The 17577-nt window shown below is 71.8% G+C and carries 16 protein-coding genes; 10 read left to right on the top strand and 6 right to left on the bottom strand.

The window, feature by feature from the left end; all coding sequences use genetic code 11:
• Positions 1–68: 68 nt before the first annotated feature.
• Positions 69–761 carry a M15 family metallopeptidase gene (locus tag ACXKR8_RS03425; protein ID WP_458271406.1) on the bottom strand — a complete coding sequence of 231 codons (693 nt, stop codon included), beginning with the start codon at positions 759–761 and terminating at the stop codon, positions 69–71.
• Between the two features lie 158 nt (positions 762–919).
• Between ACXKR8_RS03425 and ACXKR8_RS03420 the strand changes: the two genes are divergently transcribed.
• From ACXKR8_RS03420 to ACXKR8_RS03405, 4 genes are read left to right on the top strand one after another with little or no spacing between them, the layout of a single operon-like run.
• Positions 920–1318: a nuclear transport factor 2 family protein gene (locus ACXKR8_RS03420; protein ID WP_458271405.1), complete on the top strand. Its 399-nt coding sequence runs from the start codon at positions 920–922 to the stop codon at positions 1316–1318.
• Positions 1315–2133, top strand: a complete 819-nt coding sequence (locus ACXKR8_RS03415; RefSeq protein WP_458271404.1) for a Rossmann-fold NAD(P)-binding domain-containing protein — start codon at positions 1315–1317, stop codon at positions 2131–2133. Before ACXKR8_RS03420 ends, ACXKR8_RS03415 begins: the two co-directional genes overlap by 4 nt.
• Positions 2134–2135: 2 nt before the next feature.
• The gene (locus ACXKR8_RS03410; protein WP_458271403.1) at positions 2136–2723 is read left to right on the top strand and encodes a TetR/AcrR family transcriptional regulator; all 588 of its coding nucleotides are present in this window, start codon (positions 2136–2138) and stop codon (positions 2721–2723) included.
• Positions 2724–2766: 43 nt separating this feature from the next.
• Positions 2767–3105 carry a YciI family protein gene (locus ACXKR8_RS03405; RefSeq protein ID WP_458271402.1) on the top strand — a complete coding sequence of 113 codons (339 nt, stop codon included), beginning with the start codon at positions 2767–2769 and terminating at the stop codon, positions 3103–3105.
• Positions 3106–3166: 61 nt separating this feature from the next.
• On the opposite strand, the gene ACXKR8_RS03400 is transcribed toward ACXKR8_RS03405, so the two are convergent.
• Complete coding sequence (locus ACXKR8_RS03400) at positions 3167–4480, bottom strand: NtaA/DmoA family FMN-dependent monooxygenase (RefSeq protein ID WP_458271401.1); 1314 nt, start codon at positions 4478–4480, stop codon at positions 3167–3169.
• Between the two features lie 28 nt (positions 4481–4508).
• On the bottom strand, positions 4509–5075 hold the full coding sequence (locus ACXKR8_RS03395; RefSeq protein WP_458271400.1) for a mismatch-specific DNA-glycosylase: 567 nt from the start codon (positions 5073–5075) through the stop codon (positions 4509–4511).
• Between the two features lie 139 nt (positions 5076–5214).
• On the opposite strand from ACXKR8_RS03395, the gene ykgO reads away from it, so the two are divergent.
• The 5 genes from ykgO (at position 5215) to ACXKR8_RS03370 (ending at position 11169) form a co-directional block, all read left to right on the top strand.
• On the top strand, positions 5215–5337 hold the full coding sequence (gene ykgO / locus ACXKR8_RS03390) for a type B 50S ribosomal protein L36 (protein WP_458271399.1): 123 nt from the start codon (positions 5215–5217) through the stop codon (positions 5335–5337).
• 55 nt (positions 5338–5392) lie between these two features.
• Positions 5393–5626 carry a DUF2630 family protein gene (locus ACXKR8_RS03385; protein WP_458271398.1) on the top strand — a complete coding sequence of 78 codons (234 nt, stop codon included), beginning with the start codon at positions 5393–5395 and terminating at the stop codon, positions 5624–5626.
• Positions 5627–5745: 119 nt separating this feature from the next.
• Positions 5746–6708, top strand: a complete 963-nt coding sequence (locus ACXKR8_RS03380) for a hypothetical protein (RefSeq protein ID WP_458271397.1) — start codon at positions 5746–5748, stop codon at positions 6706–6708.
• A 1326-nt stretch (positions 6709–8034) separates the two neighbouring features.
• A complete protein-coding gene (locus ACXKR8_RS03375) occupies positions 8035–9015 on the top strand; it encodes a hypothetical protein (RefSeq protein WP_462100296.1) in 981 nt (326 codons plus the stop codon).
• A 36-nt stretch (positions 9016–9051) separates the two neighbouring features.
• On the top strand, positions 9052–11169 hold the full coding sequence (locus ACXKR8_RS03370; protein WP_458271395.1) for a tetratricopeptide repeat protein: 2118 nt from the start codon (positions 9052–9054) through the stop codon (positions 11167–11169).
• Positions 11170–11189: 20 nt separating this feature from the next.
• Here the strand turns inward: ACXKR8_RS03370 and ACXKR8_RS03365 are convergent, their stop codons facing one another.
• From ACXKR8_RS03365 to ACXKR8_RS03355, 3 genes are all read right to left on the bottom strand, one after another.
• The gene (locus ACXKR8_RS03365; RefSeq protein ID WP_458271394.1) at positions 11190–12068 is read right to left on the bottom strand and encodes a helix-turn-helix domain-containing protein; all 879 of its coding nucleotides are present in this window, start codon (positions 12066–12068) and stop codon (positions 11190–11192) included.
• Positions 12065–12853 (bottom strand): peptidoglycan-binding protein, encoded by a 789-nt coding sequence (locus ACXKR8_RS03360; protein ID WP_458271393.1) that lies wholly within the window; start codon positions 12851–12853, stop codon positions 12065–12067. The genes ACXKR8_RS03365 and ACXKR8_RS03360 overlap by 4 nt, the downstream gene beginning before the upstream one ends.
• A gap of 246 nt (positions 12854–13099) precedes the next feature.
• Complete coding sequence (locus ACXKR8_RS03355) at positions 13100–14737, bottom strand: C40 family peptidase (RefSeq protein WP_458271392.1); 1638 nt, start codon at positions 14735–14737, stop codon at positions 13100–13102.
• Between the two features lie 359 nt (positions 14738–15096).
• Here ACXKR8_RS03355 and ACXKR8_RS03350 point away from each other — a divergent pair, with 359 nt between their 5' ends.
• Positions 15097–17562, top strand: coding sequence for an AfsR/SARP family transcriptional regulator (locus tag ACXKR8_RS03350; protein ID WP_458271391.1), 2466 nt, complete (start codon positions 15097–15099; stop codon positions 17560–17562).
• The last annotated feature ends 15 nt before the right edge of the window (positions 17563–17577 follow it).

Raw genomic sequence — 17577 nt, 5'->3', positions numbered from 1 at the left:
GCTGGTGTCGGACCACGGCCCGGGTCCGGTCGTGCCGTCCGCGAGGCCGCTGCCTATCCCGCCGCTGCTCATGCCGCAGCCGCCCCGGTGAGCACCGGGCCGTAGCAGGCGTGCGCCGCGTCGCTGCGGTAGGCCCAGTAGCGGTCGCCGAAACTCCAGTGCCACCACTCGGTCGGGTAGTTCACCAGGCCGGCCCCGCCCAGCGCCCACGCCAGCAGGTCGCGGTTGCGCCGGGCCTCGGGGTCGATGCCGGGGGCCGCGAAGAAGCAGGCGCCGTCGCTCTCCTCCGGCGTCGCGTCCAACGCGCTGCCCATCGGGAGCGGGCGTCCGTGGGAATCGGCCAGGGTCAGGTCCACCGCAGCACCGGCGACATGCGGCGCAACCGCCAGCGGAGCGACGTACCGGCTGGTGAGACGGTGCAGTTCGGCCTCGTCGACGCCTGGCCGCTCCCGGCACAGCAGGGCGCGGTAGGAGGCGATGATCGCCTGCTGGTCGGCGGCGTGGCGCAGCCCCTCGGACAGATGCAGCCGGACACCGCGCGGCAGCACCGTCTGGGCCGCTGCCAGCCGGTCGGCCACCCCGACCCGCACCAGCCGGGCCGCGCCGACCGCCGGGCCGGACATCCAGTCCAGGGCGGCCATCGGCTCACCGTTGTCCTGGACCGGAATCCGGGCCACCTGCGGGTCACCGATCAGGACGGGCCTCCGCTCGGTGCTCGTGTCACTGGGACGGCCGGTACCACCGGGTTCTGCGCTGCTCATGGCTCGACCCTAGAAACTCCGGCACTCCACGGCCTCCCCCTGAGGTGCCGACCACCGGTACCTGAGGGGGAGACCCCTCAGGGTCGATTGACAAAGCGGACCAGCGGTCCGTATGTTCCTAATCGGACCTGCAGTCCGTTTAATGCGAGGAGGAGCGCATGACCACAGCCGTGGAAGTCTTCAACAAACTCGCCGAGGGTGTCGCGACCGGCAACAGCGACGCACTGATCGACCTGTGCGCCGAGGACGTCGTCTTCGAGTTCCCGTTCGCCCCGGGGCCCCGCCCCACGCGGGTCGAGGGCAAGCCGGCCGTCGGCGCGTACCTGCGGGCGCTGTCGGGCCACGTGCGCCTGGAGAGCGTGACCAACCTGGAGATCCACGAGACCGTCAAGCCGGAACTGGCGATCATCGAGATGACCATGACCGGCACGGTGGCGGCCACCGGTGCGCCCTTCGAGCAGTCGTATGTGTCCTTCCTGACCGTGCGCGACGGCCTGGTGGCCTGCTACCGGGACTACTGGAACCCGCTGCGCAGCGCCGACTGGAGCGCGGAATGAGCGCCGTCCTGGTCACCGGGGCGAGCGGCACCACGGGCAGCCGAGTGGCCGCACGCCTGGCCGCCCGGGGCATCGCGGTGCGGGCGGCCAGCCGCTCTAGTGCCGTCGCGTTCGACTGGTACGACTCCGGTACGCACGCGGGCGCACTGGCCGGGGTCGACCGGATGTATCTGGTGCCACCGCTCCGTGACCCGGACCCGCAGGCCGTGATGCTGCCGTTCCTCGACCTGGCCAGGGCCGCGGGCGTGCGCAGGGCGGTGCTGCTGAGCAACTCCCTGGTGTCCGCCGGTGACGGGATGACGGGCATCGTGCACCAGGCCATCGCGGACACGTTCGACGAATGGGCCGTCCTGCGGCCCGGCTGGTTCATGCAGAACGTGACCGGCGGCCACGCGCACGCCGCCTGCCTCCGGGCCACGTCGGCCATCGCCACGTCGGCGGGTGACGGTCGGGCGGCGTTCGTCGACGCGGGCGACATCGCCCGGGTCGCCGTCGAGGCGCTGCTGGCATCGGCGCCGCTCAACACCGACCTGGTCCTGACCGGCCCCGAATCGTTGAGCTACGACCAGGTGGCCGCGATCCTGGAGGAGACCAGCGGCCGCCCGATCACGCACACCCGGCTGGATCCGGCGGACCAGCCGGCCTACTACCAGGCACTGGGCGTGCCGGAGTACTCCGCGCGGTTCCTGGTCGGGATGGACTGGGTCGTCGCGTCCGGCATGGAGGACCGCACGACGGATACAGTGGAGCGCGTGACCGGAACCCCGCCCCGCTCGTTCCGTGACTTCGCGCTCGCCGAGTTCGCCACGACGTGACCGTGAAGGAACGCGCCGACGCCGCCCGCAACCGCCAGGTCATCCTGGCCGCCGCGAGGACGCTGTTCGAGACGGCCGACGACCCGCTGGTGGTCACCATGGACGATGTCGCGGCGGCGGCTGGCGTCGGCAAGGGCACCCTGTTCCGTCGCTTCGGCGACCGGACCGGGCTGCTGCGTGCCGTCTTCGACGCGCAGATCGCCGGCCTGATGGCCGCGATCGTCGACGGCCCGCCACCGCTCGGCCCCGGGACACCGCCACGCGAACGCGTGCTGGCGCTGCTGGACGCCATGGTCGAGTTCAAGCTGGACAACCGCAGGATCACCCGGGCCCTGGAGCAGACGTCCGAGCGGACGTCGGTGCTGGAATCCCCGAACTACCAGCTGGCGCACGCCCTGTTCGCCGACCTGCTCAGCGGCATGGTCGGCGCGGACCGCGCAGCGTGGACGGCGCACGCGCTGCTCTCGTACACCCGGATAGACCTGCTGGAACACGTGATCACCAGCCAGGGGTGGACGACTGCGCGGCTGCGCCGGGAAATCCAGGACGTGGCCGACCGGATCCTCGGCCCGCAGGAGGTCCCGTCGTAGGGTGAGAGGGACCGATGGAGGCCAACGGCCGAGGGAGCCAAGGATGACGCGGTACCTGATCTCGTTCGACGACGGCGCGATGACCTTCCCCGAGGAGGAGTTGCCCGAGGTGGACCAGGCCGCGCACGCGGTGCTGCGGGAGGCCCGGGACGCGGGCGTGTGGGTCTTCGGCGGTGGGCTGCAGACGCAGCGGGCGAGCGTCGTGGCCACCGACGGGACCGTCGCCGACGGCCCGTACCCGGAGACCAAGGCGGTCCTCGGCGGGTTCTCGATCATCGATGTGCCCTCGCGTCAGGACGCGCTGGAGTGGGCCGCCAAGTTCGCCGCCGCGTGCCGCTGCGCGCAGGAGGTCCGGGAGATCATGCACGACCCGGCCGTCTGACGCAGAGCCCCGAGCCCCGAGCCCCGAGCCCCGAGCCCCGAGCCCCGCTCCCCGCGCCTGCTCAGCCCGCGGCCGGCCGGTGCAGGCCGAGGTGGTCGCGCAGGGTGCTGCCGGTGTACTCGGTGCGGTAGCGGCCCTGGCGCTGCAGCAGCGGCACGACGTGGTCGACGAACGCCGTCAGCTCATAGGGCAGCGTCGATCCCATGATGGTGAACCCGTCTGCCGCGCCCGCGTCCTGCCACTCGGCGATGAACGCGGCGAGCTGCTCCGGTGTGCCGGTGAAGTGCACCTGCCCGGCGCCACCGGTGACGGTCTGGGCGACCTCGCGCAGCGGCGCGTCCGGCCGGGCACGCGAGGCCGCGTACAACTGCTCCGCGCGGCTGGACGGCGCCGCCTGTCCGGCCCAGGTGTCCGGGGGCAGCGGAGCGTCGGGGTCGAAGGCGTCGGGGTCCAGCCCAGCGGTGTAGAGGGCGTTCTGCCACCGGAAGTCGGGGCTGGCGAGTTCTTCGAGGCGCTGCGCCCGGTCGCGGGCTTCGGCTTCGGTGCCGCCCAGGGTCACCATCAGCGCGGGTAGCACGGCGACGTGCTGCGGGTCGCGGCCGGCGGCCGCGACCTGGGTGTGCAGATTGGCGCGGAAGGCGGCGGCGGCCTGAACACTGGAGGGCCCGGAGAAGACCATCTCGGCGTAGCGGGCGGCCAGGGCGATGCCGGCCGGCGACTGTCCGGCCTGGACCAGGACCGGGCGGCCCTGGGGCGAGCGGGGGAACGGCTGGATCCCTTCGACGTCGTAGTACTTCCCGTGGAAGCCGGGCGTGCGCAGCTTGCCGCGGTCGGCCCAGACGCCGTGTTCCCGGTCGCCGACGAGCGCGTCGTCGCCCCAGCTGTCCCAGACCCGGATCGCCGCGTCGACGAATTCCCCCGCGCGGGCGTAGCGGTCGGCGTGATCGGGGTGGGCGGCCTCGCCGAAGGCGGCGGCGGCCAGCGGGGTGACGGTGGTGACGATGTTCCAGCCGGCCCGCCCGGCGCTGAGGTGGTCGAGGGTGGCGAAGCGGCGGGCCAGTTCCCAGGGCTTGCTGTAGGTGGTGGAACCGGTGCCGACCAGTCCGATCCGGGTGGTGACGGCGGCCAGGGCCGACAGGACGGCGATGGGGTCGAACTGGGTCTGCGGCAGGTGAGTGGTGCGGTATTCGGCGATGGCGAGGTTGTCGGCGAGGAAGACCGCGTCCATCAGCCCGCGCTCGGCGGTGCGCGCGATGTCGGCGTAGTAGGGCAGTCCCAGGACGTCGCGTATGTCGTCGTCCACGACGCGCCAGGCGGACTCGTGGTAGCCGGCCGGCCAGATGAAGGCGTTGAAGTGCAGGGAAGGAGCGCTCATGCGCGGTGGCCTTTGTGAGAGGTGAGAACTACCGGGGGACTGCCGGGGGACTGCCGGGCTGTTCGTGGGCCGGTCTTCGGTCGGGCAGCCCCGCTGCACGGCGCAGCCGGGCGAACTCCGCCGCGAGGGCGGCGGGCGGGAAGTGGGCGTTGCGGCCGCTCGGGTTGGGAAGTACCCACACCCGGGTCGTGCCGATCATGCTGGACTGCAGGCCGACCCGGGCGGCCGGAGCGTCGAAAGCGGGACGGTATCCGCTCACGCCCAGGAACGCCGCCCAGCGTGGCCGGACGGCCTGCAGCCGCTGCGTCAGATCGCTTCCGCCGGACTGCAGTTCGGCTGTGCTGAGCTGGTCGGCCCGGGAGGTGGCGCGGCGGACGATGCTGGTGATGCCGAGGCCCAGCCGCAGCAGGTCGCGTTCTTGCTGCGGACGCAGAACGGTCGGGGTGAATCCGGCGGCGTGCAGCGCCGGCCAGAACCTGTTGCCCGGGGTGGCGAAACTGTGCCCGGCGGCCACGGACACCGGCGGGGGGTTGATGCCGATGAAGACGATGTCCAGCCCTTCGGCGAGAACGTCGTCAAGACCGTCAGCACTCATGGTGTCCCCGTTCGACCTGCGCCAAGCCCACCCGGCCAGGCTACCCGTTGCGTTCGAGCAGCCGCGTGTCCATCACGTCAAAGGAAGAACCGAGCCTCCGGCGGTGTTGGGATGGACAGCTCAAGGAAAGGAAGAGTCGATGAAGGCACGCGCATCACTGCGTTCCCTGAAGGACAAGGCCGGATCCCAGGTGGTCCGCCGTCGTGGGCGCACTTTCGTGATCAACAAGAAGAACCCCCGCTACAAGGCCCGCCAGAGCTGAGACCAGCTCCGCGCAGCCCGCCCCAGCGCCGGATCCGCACCACCGGGAGGTCGCCATGAATGACGAGGACGTTCTGCAGCACATCCGCGCGCTGGTGGACGAGGAACACCAGCTGCGTTCCGCCCCGACCGGGCAGGGAGACGGGAACCGGTCCCGGCTGAACGCCCTGGAGCAGCAGCTGGACCAGTACTGGGACCTGCTGCGCCGGCGCCGCGCCGCCACCGAGTTCGGCACCGATCCCGTCGCGGACGTCCGTCCGGTCAGCGAGGTCGAGGGCTACCTCGGCTGAGTCCCGGACCGGGCAGCCGAGGAGGATGTCGGGTTCCGGCTCCGTCCCGCGGGTGCCGGGGCCAGACTCGTCCTCGTGGTGACGGGTGAGCGGGGCGGGGAGACCATGGGGGACCGTCGGTGACCTATGTGCTGGCGTTCCTGGGCGTGATGGTTCCGCTCGGCGCGTACCTCGGGTACGCGGCCCTGCACGACCCCGAGCGGCGCAGGCCCCGCACCGCCTCGGTGCCCGCTCGTCGGCGCGTGGTCACCCCCGCGCCGCCAACCTGCCCGGTGTCCCGCGAGCGCCAGCTCTGGATCGAGTCGTCGATGCTGTGGCTGGTCAAGGAGTTCGGCCTGGCCGCAGTGCGGCGCCCGGTGGCGCTGCCGACCCCTGACTTCTTCCCGGTCCCGTTCACCGGCACGCGACGCGAGATCAGGGCGCTGCTGTCGCGGGTCTGCTCGGTGATGCGGGTGGATCCGCTGTTCATCTGGCTGAACCTCTTCGACGGACCGGGGAGCGAGGAGTTGAGCAGGCGTCAGGACTGGCGCATCACCATCGGCCGGTACCTGAAGGTCTGGGAGTTCTCGGTCGTCTCGCTGGACCGCATGGACGCCGTCGCTCCCGCCGTGCTCGCAGCGACCATCGCCCATGAGCTGGGCCACGTCCGGCTGATCGGCGAAGGGCGTCTCGCCGCCCCCGATCGCGAGGACCGCGAGGAGCGCGAGGACCACGAGCAGCTCACCGACCTGGCCGCGGTCTATCTGGGGATGGGCGTCTTCACCGCCAACGCCGCAGTGACCTCGCACCACCGGGGCCCCGCCGCCGGCGGCCCGGCGCCCCTGCGCTACATGCGGCACGGCTACCTGTCCCAGCTCGACCTCGGCTACGCCCTGGCCTGCTATGCCCGCCTGCGCGGCGAGACCCGGGAACCGGCCTGGGCGGACGCGCTGAACCCGGTTCCGCGCCGGATGCTGGTGCGGGGGCTGGCCTACCTCGCCCACGCCGCCGAGGCCGACGGCAGCGGAAAGGTGTTCCCCACCGCGGCCGGCTCCGAGGCTGTGGGCGGACGTTTCGACCTGCCTCCGGACGGCGGGGAGTAGATCGGCCCGTACTGGTCCTGGTGGCTCGAAACCGTCGTACCGGCAGCCGCCCGGGGCCGGTACGGGCGCCCCTCCGCGGGGCCGGCCCGGGAACCCTCTGTTGCGACCCCGCGCCGCCCGGACCGGGCTGCGCCGTTCCGCCACCCCCCGGAGTGGTGGCTGATGCCGAAGAATGCTCCGGGCCCGACATGTCGGACGAGGCCGGCGGGCGAAGCTGGATCGTGCACCCATCAATGTGCGGCGGCGGGGCCGCGCTATGCGCCGGCGCGGCTGCGGACGGGTTCTCCGGGCCGTCGGACCGTGCCGCCTCCGAGGCCGGCCCGCGGTGGTGCCGGTGCCGGTGGGGCCGGACGCGGTGGCCCGCGGGGACGGGACCGGTGCCGACCGTGCGTCCGGCTCCGCGAAGATGAACGAGTATTTCCACAGAATTGCCGCGTATTTCGGCTCGCATGAGAATGCAGGCGAACCGAACGGCGGATTCCGCCATTTCCTGGGACCGATTGTCCGCCCCATTCGGTGCCGCCATTTCTAATGGCATGCTCCTGCCAATCATGATGACGGACAGTCAGGAGCGGTGCAGGCATGGACATAGCCGCTCGTTTCGGTGCGACATCGGGGGCGTTCTGCCGGTCCAGAGCTTTTCGGACGTAGTTGACCCGGACATGTTGACGAGTTGTCAGACGGCATGGAACTCTCTTGCCGAAGTTAACGAACGCGAACACGCCTTCGCTGACTCGCCCCATCTCCTTTACGTCATCTGCACCGAGCCACGAGCTCCCCATTGACCTCCCGAAAAATCGGGAGACCCGGACGCGACCGCGTCCGGGCCATGTGTCACACGAGCGACAAGGAGTACAGCATGAAGAAGTTCACCGTACGCAAGGCCGGAACCGTCCGCCTGACCTCCGCTGCCACCACCTGCTACTGCGGTGGCACCGTCCTCGCCTGACCCATCGTCACCAGGCCGTGCCGGAATGAGTTCTGACTTCCCCCACGGCCGACGGCGTCAGCGAAAAGCGAAAAGGGTCCGGGCCGCACGCATAGCGGCCCGGGCCCGCTTGAAGTCTACCGACGGACGGTGAGGTGGGGGCATGGACCTGGCGACACTGGATCTCGACAAATCCCTGAGGCTGTACCCGCTCACCTATCTGGAGGAGGGCGAGGAGGTCACCGTGGGGCGGCCCGACATCGACTCCTACGGACTCTTCCCGGTGGACGCGGCGGCCCTGCCTGCGCAGGCTGGAGGCCGGCGACTCGCCGAACGAGGCAGCCCGCTGGTTCGGCGAGGAGTACGGCGAGACCGTCGACATCCTGGAGTTCCTCGAGGTGCTCGACGAGTACGAGATGCTCGTGCCCGAGGGCGAGCAGGTCGCCGAGGTGAAGGCGGTCCGCTGGCAGCGGCTCGGCCAGGCGCTGTTCTCGCCGCCGGCCTGGGTCTGCTACGCCGCGGTGGTCGTGGCCGGCGTCCTGGCCATGATCCTCGACAACCATGTGACACCCCGCTACCAGAACGTCTTCTTCACCACCTCGTCGCTGGTCGCCCTCACCGCGGGCAATGTGCTCGGCCAGGCCCCGTGGATCCTGCTGCACGAGGGCGCCCACGCGGTGGCCGGGCGGAGGCTGGGCCTCAACTCGAGGCTGCGGATCGGCCGGCGCTTCTACTACCTGGTGTTCGTCACCACGCTGGACGGCCTGGTCGCCGTCCCCCGGCGCAAGCGCTATCTGCCGATGCTGGCCGGGATGCTGGTCGACGTGCTGGTGGTCTCCGCGCTCACCCTCGCCGCGATCCCGATGGTCGGCCAGCACGGGGTGACCGGGTTCTTCGGCAAGTTCTTCCTGGCCATGGCCTTCGGCGCGCTGCTCCGCTTCGCCTGGCAGTTCTACTTCTTCCTGCGGACCGACCTCTACTTCCTGGCCACCACCGTGCTGGGCTGCAACGACCTGCAGACCGTCGCCCGGCAGACGCTGCAGAACCGCTTCTGGAGCCTGCTCGGCCGCCGGGAGAAGCTGGTCGACCCGGAGTCCTGGACCCAGCGGGACCGCGACGTTGCGCGCTGGTACGTCTGGCTGATGGTCGCCGGATACACCCTGATGACCGTGCTGCTGGTGATCGTGGTGATCCCCACCGCGGTCCGGATCACCGAGCTGGCCTGGCACAAGCTGGTCAACAACCTCACTCCGCTGAACATGGCCGACGTCGGCGTCTTCCTGGTGCTGAACTTCGGCGAACTGGTCCTGGCCGGCGTCCTCGCGGTCCGCGGCTGGCAGCGCCGCGGCGTCCCGGCGATCGGCGCGATCGTCGAATAGCAGCCCGGCCTGTCCACCACCAGCAAGGAGGCTCACATGAACGAGTTCCTGCACACCCACCACTGGCTGCGCGGCGGTCTGCGCCGCGACCGCGCCCGCATCCTGCGCGAGCTGGGCGCCGGCGAACCGGGCAGCGAGGCCGTGCTGTGCGTGGACGCGCACCGCCGGGTGCGCGGCCCCTACAGCGCGGCCGGGCAGCTGGTCACCCGCCTGCTGCCGCCGACGCTGCGGCACGACCCCGAGCTGGTGCACCGCTACGACATCGAACTTCTGTCCGCCGCACCCGACGTGAGCAGCATCGTGCCCAACTCCCGGGACACGCTCACCTCGATGGCGATCCCGACCGAGCGGACCAGGTTCTACGCCCGGCTGCGCACCACCCGGATCGCCAACGGGCTGGTGGAGTTCGTCCGGGACAGTCCGGCCGACGCCGGACCTCGCGTGCTGGTGGTGGAGAACGTCGACCAGGCCGACCGCACCGACCTGGAGTTCCTGGCCTCGCTGCTGCGCCGGGTCGACCCCGGGCGGCTGTGCGTCGTCGTCTGCACCCCGGACCAGGACCCGGCTGACGAGACGCTGCTGGCGGTGCTGCGTACCCGGGCCCGGCTGACCCCGGTCGCTGCGGGCATCCCGGCCGCGCCGGACGCCGATCCCGAGGCCGACGCCGATTCCGAGGCGGACGCCGCGCGTTATGTCGACGCGGACTGCACCAGCGACGAGCCTGCGCAGCTGGCCGCCTACCAGGGCCTGTCCGCCGAGGCGCGGGCCCGGCTGCACGACCGCCGGGGCGACGAGATCGAGGCCCTGGACCAGCAGTCGCTGCGGATCGGCGCGCTCGCCCACCACCGGGTGCACGGCAGCGACCCGGGCGAAGCGGGGGTGCGGGCCCTCCTCAACGCCACGGACCACTGCCTCTGCATGGGCTTCTACGAGGCCTGTGTCGAGTACGGCCGCCGAGGGCTCGGGCTGGTCGACCCGAGGACCGAGCACCAGCGCTGGTGGGCCTTCGTCAAGGGCACCACCCTGGCCCTGTCGATCCTCGGTCGCACCGAGGAGGCCGAGCTGATGGACGACCAGTCCCGGTTCGACTCGATCAGCCCGAATGTGCACATGAGCTGCGCCTACTCCACCGCCATGCTCTACACCCGGCACAAGGACCCCGAGCAGCGCGACCAGCGCAAGGCGAAGGCCTGGCTGAACTCCGCCATCGCCAGCGCCTCGATGATCGAGGACCCGCTGGAGCGGGCCTTCCAGAGCGCGTTCTTCCGCAACGGCCTGGCGCTGGTCGAGGCCAACCTGGGCGAGCCGGCCGAGGCGCTGCGACTGGTCGACGAGTGCATCGAGATGCTGGACCGGCTGCTGCCGCCGGACAACCATGTGCTGCACCGCTCGGTGCTGAAGAACAACCGGGCCCGGGTCTACCTGGCCCTGGGCCGGCTGGAGGACGCCATGGCCGACTACGCCGTGGTGATCGCGCAGGACCCCAACCACCCCGAGCACTACCTGGAGCGCGGCAACATCCTGCGGCAGCTGGGCCGGGAGCCGGAGGCCCACGCGGACTACGCCACCGCGATGCGGCTCTCCCCGCCGTTCCCGGAGATCTACTACAACCGGGGCGACCTGCGCTTCGGCGAGGGCGACGCGGCCGGCGCCCTGGCCGACTTCAGCTATGTGCTGGAACTGCAGCCGGACTTCGTCGACGCCTATGTCAACCGGGCCGGGCTGTACCTGGAGCAGGGCGACAACGAGGCCGCCCGCGACGACGCCCTGCGCGGACTGGAGTTCGAGCCGGAGAACCCCTATCTGCACGCGGTGCTCGGCCAGGTCTTCGCCGAGGGCGACGACTTCGCCGCCGCCCGGGCCTCGTACGACCGTGCCCTGAAGGCGGAGCCGGACCTGGTCTCGGCGCTGGTCGGCCGGGCCGTGCTGGCCTACTCCACCGGTGACCTGGCCACCGCGGCCGAGGACCTCGACCGCGCGGTCGACCTGCAGCCCGACGACCCGGCCCTGCTCTACAACCGGGCCCTGGTGCACCGGGACGCGGGCCGCCCGGCCGAGTCGCTGGCCGACCTGGAGGCCGCGGCCGCACTGTCCCCGGACGACCCCGACATCACCGAGGAGCTCAGCCGCGGCCGAGGCGCGGACAGCGTCTGATCCGGCTGAACGGTGAGCCCTCAGCGTGTGCGCACGGTGAAGCACTGCCGGCGGCCGTGGTCCACCGGGGTCAGGCAGGCCTGCAGGACGGTGCCGTCGGCGGTCGCGGCGACCATGGGTGTGTAGCGGAAGGTCTCGGCGGCGTCCTGGCTCGCGACCAGGACGGTGCGGGTGGGCTGCCCCGGCGTGGTCATCGAGACCTGGTCCCCGGCCCGGGTGTTCCAGGCCCGGGCCCAGGCGGCCTGGCACTGCGGGTTGTAGCGGATCTGCAGTCCGGCTCCCTCGGCGGTCTTGAACTCGGCCAGAGTCTGTGGGATCGCGCCGCAGAGCATGGCGATCGGATCAGCGCCCTCACAGCTGCGGCTGCGGCAGCGGACCTGGAACCCGGAGCGGGAGGCGGAGGCACTGAACGGGACCGAGCTGGCGCGCCGTCCCGCGCCGCCGCCCTGCCAGGCGTAGCCGGCACCGGCGGTGAGGGCGGAACCGCACAGCGCCATTCCGGCCAGGACCGCCGCGCCGGAGCGGGTGCGGCTCCTCGGCCGGGTGACGGCCCGGCTTTGCTGGGGTGCGGCGGACTCCGCAACTGCCGCCGCGGGGACGGGGGCAGCCGCTTCGGTCGGCGTCGGGGTCGAGGAGGACGCGACGACGGCCCGGCCGCTCCACGCGGTCTCCGCCAGCTCCCACAGGGCCCGCACCTTGGGTTCCGATCCGTCCGCCAAGGCGCACAGGGTGCGGACGGCTGGCCAGGGCGGGAGCGTCCTGCCGTTGAGGTACCGCTCCCAGGAGGACTTGCTGTAGGCGGACTTGACCGCGAGAGCGGCCAGGCTCAGACCGGACCGGGCTCGCAGGGCCCGCAGCTCGGCCGCCAGACGTCCGCCTGGCGACGGGGTCGGCGTCACCCGCGCAGCGCTCCCCAGGTTCCGGGCCCGACCTGCCCGTCGACGTCCAGATGCCGGGCTTCCTGCTCCTGGATCACGGCGCGCTCGGTCAGCGGGCCGAACGAGCCGTCGATACCGCCCGGTGATATCCCGATCCGCTGCAACAAGCACTGGAGTTCCGCTACTTCGGGTCCGGACTGACCGACCACGACCTGGTCGGTCGAGGTGCTGCTCTCGCCCGCGTACCACTTGCCGTCGCTGCGGGTGATGCGGCACCGGTACGAAACCGCGGTGGCGGGTGCATCGGCCTGCACGGCGGACGGGGCACCGGTCCTGGCGCTCGCCTGCCAGGGCTGCACCAGCAGCAGCGCGACCGCTGCGCCCAGCAGGGCGGACAGCACCGCGACGGTGCTGGTGCGCCGCTCCGGCAGACGTGAGGCCAGGGGTCTGCGGCTGGTGGTCGCGGCGGTCGGGGCGTCCTCCGGTCCCTCCTCGGTCGGCGGGGTACCGTCCGACGGTCCGAGTGGTTGCGGCTGCTCCGCCTGCCATGCCTCCGCTGCCGCGTCGTGCAGCACCGCCAGCCGCACCGGGTCCGCGGCGACAGCGCCGGCCAACGCCTCCACGGCCCCGGCCGGCGGCAGGGCGCGCGCGCCCAGGTACCGGTCCCAGGACGAGGCGCTGTAGCCGGTCCTCGCGGCGAGGCGGGTCAGGCTCAGACCGCTTTGGTCCTTCAGCCGCCTTAATTCGGCGGTCAGTTGGACGACTGCTGGGTCAAGGTCTTGGGGCAGTGCGTTCCAGCGAGCCATGTGCTGATCCCCCTGCGTCGGTCCGGTGGGGCCTGCGGAGCAGGCCTCGGCTCCGCCCGCCCCGCCGCGATGCTAGCGGCTCGGACGATTGAGGAGACGCATGTTTCAGCTCGGAGGTTCCCGCGTTCGGTCCTGCCTCCGTTCCTCCGCGCGGGACCGGCGCCCACCCGGCGCTGTGCGTCGCCAGGATCGAGCCCCTGGAGTCGCTGCGCGGGTGGGCGCCGGGAGGGATTGTGCGGGGTGGGGTCAGGCCGGAACAGCCACCGTGGCGCTGTAGTGGTAGTAGCCCAGCAGCGGGTGCGAGGAGTCGTTGGCGTCGCTGATCGGCTCCTCCCTGACGTAGGTCCCGGTCTCGAAGGCGTTGTACATCTCAGGAACGCCGTTCACCACACCCGCGTAGATGCCCACGTGGTCGGTGTCGGTGGTGCTCTTCCCGAAGAAGACAAGGTCGCCGGGGACCGCCTTGCTGACCGCCACCAGGGTGCCGCGGGCGAGCTGGCTGTCGGTGTTGCCCGAGCCCAGCACGTCGTAGCCGGCGGCTTGGGAGTACATCAGGCGGGCGAACCCCGAGCAGTCCAGTCCGACGGTGTGGCTCCCCTCGCAGACGCCGTTGACATAGCCGGCGTCCGGAGGGACGCACTGGCCCAGGGACGGGCCGGGGGTCCGGCCGTGGCCGCCGGCGTAGGCGTACGGCATGTTGCCCGCCGCCACCATCTTCTTGGCGTCGATGACCACGTACGGCTGGATCGCGGTGCCCTGGCCGGGGCATCCGCTGCTGGGGCACGGGTAGGCCCCGCCGCCCGCGATCACGGCCTTGGTCTGCGGGCCGACCTGCCCGTCGACGCCCAGGCCGTGGGCGGCCTGGAAGGACTCGACCGCGGTGAAGGTGTGCGCGCCGAAGTCGCCGTCCACCGAGAGGTGGGCGCCCCAGGAGTTGAGGAAGCTCTGCAGGGTGGTGACGCAGCCGTCGTGCTCGCCCTCGGTGAGGCTGGTCGGGCAGGAGGAGGAGTCCAGTGGGATGGGGGACGGAGCCCCAGGGGCGGTGCTGACGGCCCGGTACAGGGCGGCCTTGGTCAGCGGGCCGACCTGCCCGTCCACGCCCAGGCCCTGGGCGCTCTGGAAGGTCCGCACGGCGGCCAGGGTGTTGGCACCGAAGGTCCCGTCCACGGTGACGGCGGCGCCGTGGGCGTCCAGCAGGCTCTGCAGGGTGGTGACGCAGCCGTCCTGCTCGCCCTGGGTGATGTTGGTCGGGCACTGCGAGGACAGCAGGTTGATGGCCGGCGAGGGGGTGCCCGCAGTGCCGTAGAGCGCGGACTTGGTCTGCGGACCGGCCTGCCCGTCCACGCCCAGCCCGTGCGCGGTCTGGAAGGACTTTACGGCGGCGAGAGTGCTGCTGCCGAAGTCGCCGTCGACGGACACCCGGGCGCCCTGCGCGTCGAGGAGCTCCTGGAGCTCGGTGACGCAGCCGTCGTCCTCGCCCTGGGTGATGCTGGTCGGGCACTGCGCGGACAACAGGTTGACCGGGTCGGGGACCGAGGTCGAGCTGACGTACAGCTGCCCCTTGGTCTGCGGGCCCACCTGACCGTCCACGGCTATGCCGGTCTCGGACTGGAAGGTCCGCACGGCGGCCACCGTGCCGGCACCGAAGTCGCCGTCCACGGACAGGCTGAAGCCGTGGGTGTCGAGCAGCGTCTGGAGCTGGGTGACGCAGCCGTCGTCCTCGCCCTGGACCATGTTCGCGGGACAGGAGGCGGAGTTCAGGTCGATCGGTGCAGGGGAGGCGGAGGCCGACGCGGCGAAGCCGCCGACCAGCAGCGCCCCCAGTGCCGCCGGGAGCAGGGCTCGACGCGCGAGCCGCAGACGGGTTTCTCGCAACACAGGCATGGCTGTCCTTCCGGGCGGTGGGTTGTGGTGACGCTGCGAGCCTGGCTGGCACCCCAACGCACAACCAGGGCGTTCCGACAATTGCCGACGTCCCGGGACAGCACCACTCCGACCTGCACCGACCTCACCCCGCGCTACGGTACGACGGGACACGTCGGTTCCGTCGCCCCGTCCCGTCCCGCTGTCCTTCTGGGTGATGTCCCAGCAGCTCGGGGCCCGTGCCGTCCCGCGATCTCGGCAGTCCGCTCGGGCCGGTGGCGGTGCCGTCGGCCGTCGCCGCACGCTCTGAGCCACACGTCCTCGCGCCAGGGAGCCCACGACCTCCCGGCGCGGCAAGCGGCACGGGGTGGGGGGTAGTGGTGCTGTTCGGAATACTCGGCCCGCTGACGGTCGACGGCGACGACGGGGTGCGGTTGCCGGTCACGCCGGCCCTGCCCCGGACGGCCCTCGCGGTGCTCATGGCACGCTCCAACACACTGGTCCCGGCCCACCGGCTGATCGAGGCGATGTGGCCCCGCGAGCAGCCGGCCGCCGCACCGGCCTACCTCTACAACCATGTCGGGCGGCTGCGCCATCTTCTCGGCCCGGTCGGGGCCCGGCGCATCCACACGATGCCGTCCGGGTACCTGATCGAGGTGCGCGACCACGAGCTGGACCTGAGCCGCTTCCACGACCACCACCGCGCCGGGCTCGCGGCCCGTGGGGAGCGTCAGTGGGTCGCTGCCCGAAGGGAACTGACTGCGGCCCTGAGGTTGTGGCGCGGCGATCCGCTCGTCGACATCGCCCAGCCGGTGCTTGCGGAGTCCGAGTGCCGGCGCCTGCGTGAGCTGCGCCTTCAGGCGCTGCGGTGGCGGATCGAAGCGGAGCTGCACCTGGGCCTGCACGAAAGCGTGCTTGCCGAGCTGCAGGCGCTGACGGTGGAGCATCCCGTCCTGGAGGCCTTCCACGGACAGCTGATGCTGGCCCTGTACGCCTCCGGGCGTCATGCCGACGCGTTGGGTGCCTACCGGTGCATCCGCGACACGCTGCGTGCGGAACTGGGCACCGGGCCGGGCGCCCAGCTCCAGGAACTGCACCAGCGGATCCTGCGGCGGGACCCGAATCTCGCCGTCGGTCCGACTCCCGGACGCCTCCCCGTGCGCACTCCGCCTTCGGGCGTGCTGAGCACGTCCGAGGAGGCCGACCCGGTCGACGACCACCTCGGGCGGCCTGAAGAGGCCGCACTGCTGGGGAAGTTGCTGGGCAGTCCGGCCGGGCCCGGCGAGCCGCCCCCGGTGGTTGTCCTGACCGGTTTGGGTGGTACCGGCAAGACCACGCTGGCCCGCCATCTGGCCCGACGGCTGGTCGACCGGTTTCCGGACGGCCTACTGCACGTGGACCTCCACGGCTCCGGTGCGGAGCCGGTCTACGCCGTGCAGGCGCTGGCCCGGCTGCTGCGCGACCTCGGCGCGCCCCCGGAATCGATTCCGACCCGGGCCGACGCCCGCACGGCACATTACCGTTCCCTGATCGCGGGACGCTGCTTCCTGCTGATCCTGGACGACGCCGCCGATGCCGAACAGGTGCTGCCCCTGCTGCCCGACGCGGGAGGAGCGGTCCTGGTCGTCAGCCGCAACCGGATGGCCGGCCTTGGCGACGTGCACCGGATGCCGCTCGAAGGACTGCCGGAGGAGGAGGCGGTCCGGCTGCTGACCGGGATCGTCGGCGCGCGGCGCGTGGATGCCGAACCCACTGCCGTGAGGCGGGTGCTGGAACTCTGCGACGGCCTGCCGCTGGCCCTGCGCAGCGCGGGTATGCGCCTGGCTGGCCGACCTTCCTGGCAGATCGCCGACTTCGCCGAACTCCTGGGTGGGACTGAACGGCGGCTGTCCGAGCTGGCCGTCGGAGGGGCGACGGTCGGGAACACCTTGCTGGTGGCCTACCGCCGGCTGGCAGCGGGGCCGGCAGGGCGCGCCGCTGCACTGGTCTTCCGGCTGGCCGGGATGTGGCGGGGGCCCGATCTCAGCCTTCCTGCCGTCGCCGCGCTGGCCGACCTGGACGGGCCGACCTGCGAACAGGCCCTGGAGGCACTGGTGGACAGCCATCTGCTTCGGTCCGTGGATCCCGGACGCTACAGGGTCGACGGCCTGCGGCGGCTGTTCGCCGTCGAGACGAGCCTGGCAGCGGACCAGCCCGCCGTACGTGCCGAGGCCCTGCACCGCTTGCTCAGCTGGTACCACCGGACCGCCGAGGCCGCCGCACAGCTGTTGGCCGGGCCGTGTTCCGACGCCGGCCGTGGCGATGCGGGACACCGTGCCCGCCATGAGTCCGACCGCGCGGGGACGCCTGCGTGGCCGCGCCTGGTCTTTGACGGGCCTGATCAGGCCCTTCGCTGGCAGCGGGCGGAGCGAGCCAACCTGATCGCCGCCTTGCGCCACGCCGACCTGCAGGGCCACCACTGCTTCGCTTGGCTGTCGCCCACGGTCGGCTCGGGTGGGCTCGGCGACCGTGCTGCCGTGCTGCTGTCCCTCGGCCGCTACCGCGAAGCGGAGTCGCAGGCCGAGTCGGCGCTGGTGCTGGCGCAGTCGCTGGGAGACGGCACCCGAACGGCCGCCCTGCTGCTGACGCTCGGTCATATCCAGTGCGCGTACCAGGACATGCGGAGTTCACTGGCTCTGTACCAGCAGGCCCTGGAGCTGGCCACCGACTGCGGCGAGCACCGCCTCGCAGGCCTCTGCCTCGAAGCCATCGGTGCCGTCCACGCGAGCCAGGGTCGCATGGACGAGGCGAGGGCGGCTTGGCGGAGGGGCGCTGCGGCGCCGGGAGCAACACGGGTGCACCTCTGAGCGACCTCGAAGTGA

This window comes from Streptacidiphilus sp. PAMC 29251, assembly GCF_054208735.2.
Note: the sequence above shows the minus strand (reverse complement) of the source record. Positions and strands in the feature narration are given on the sequence as shown.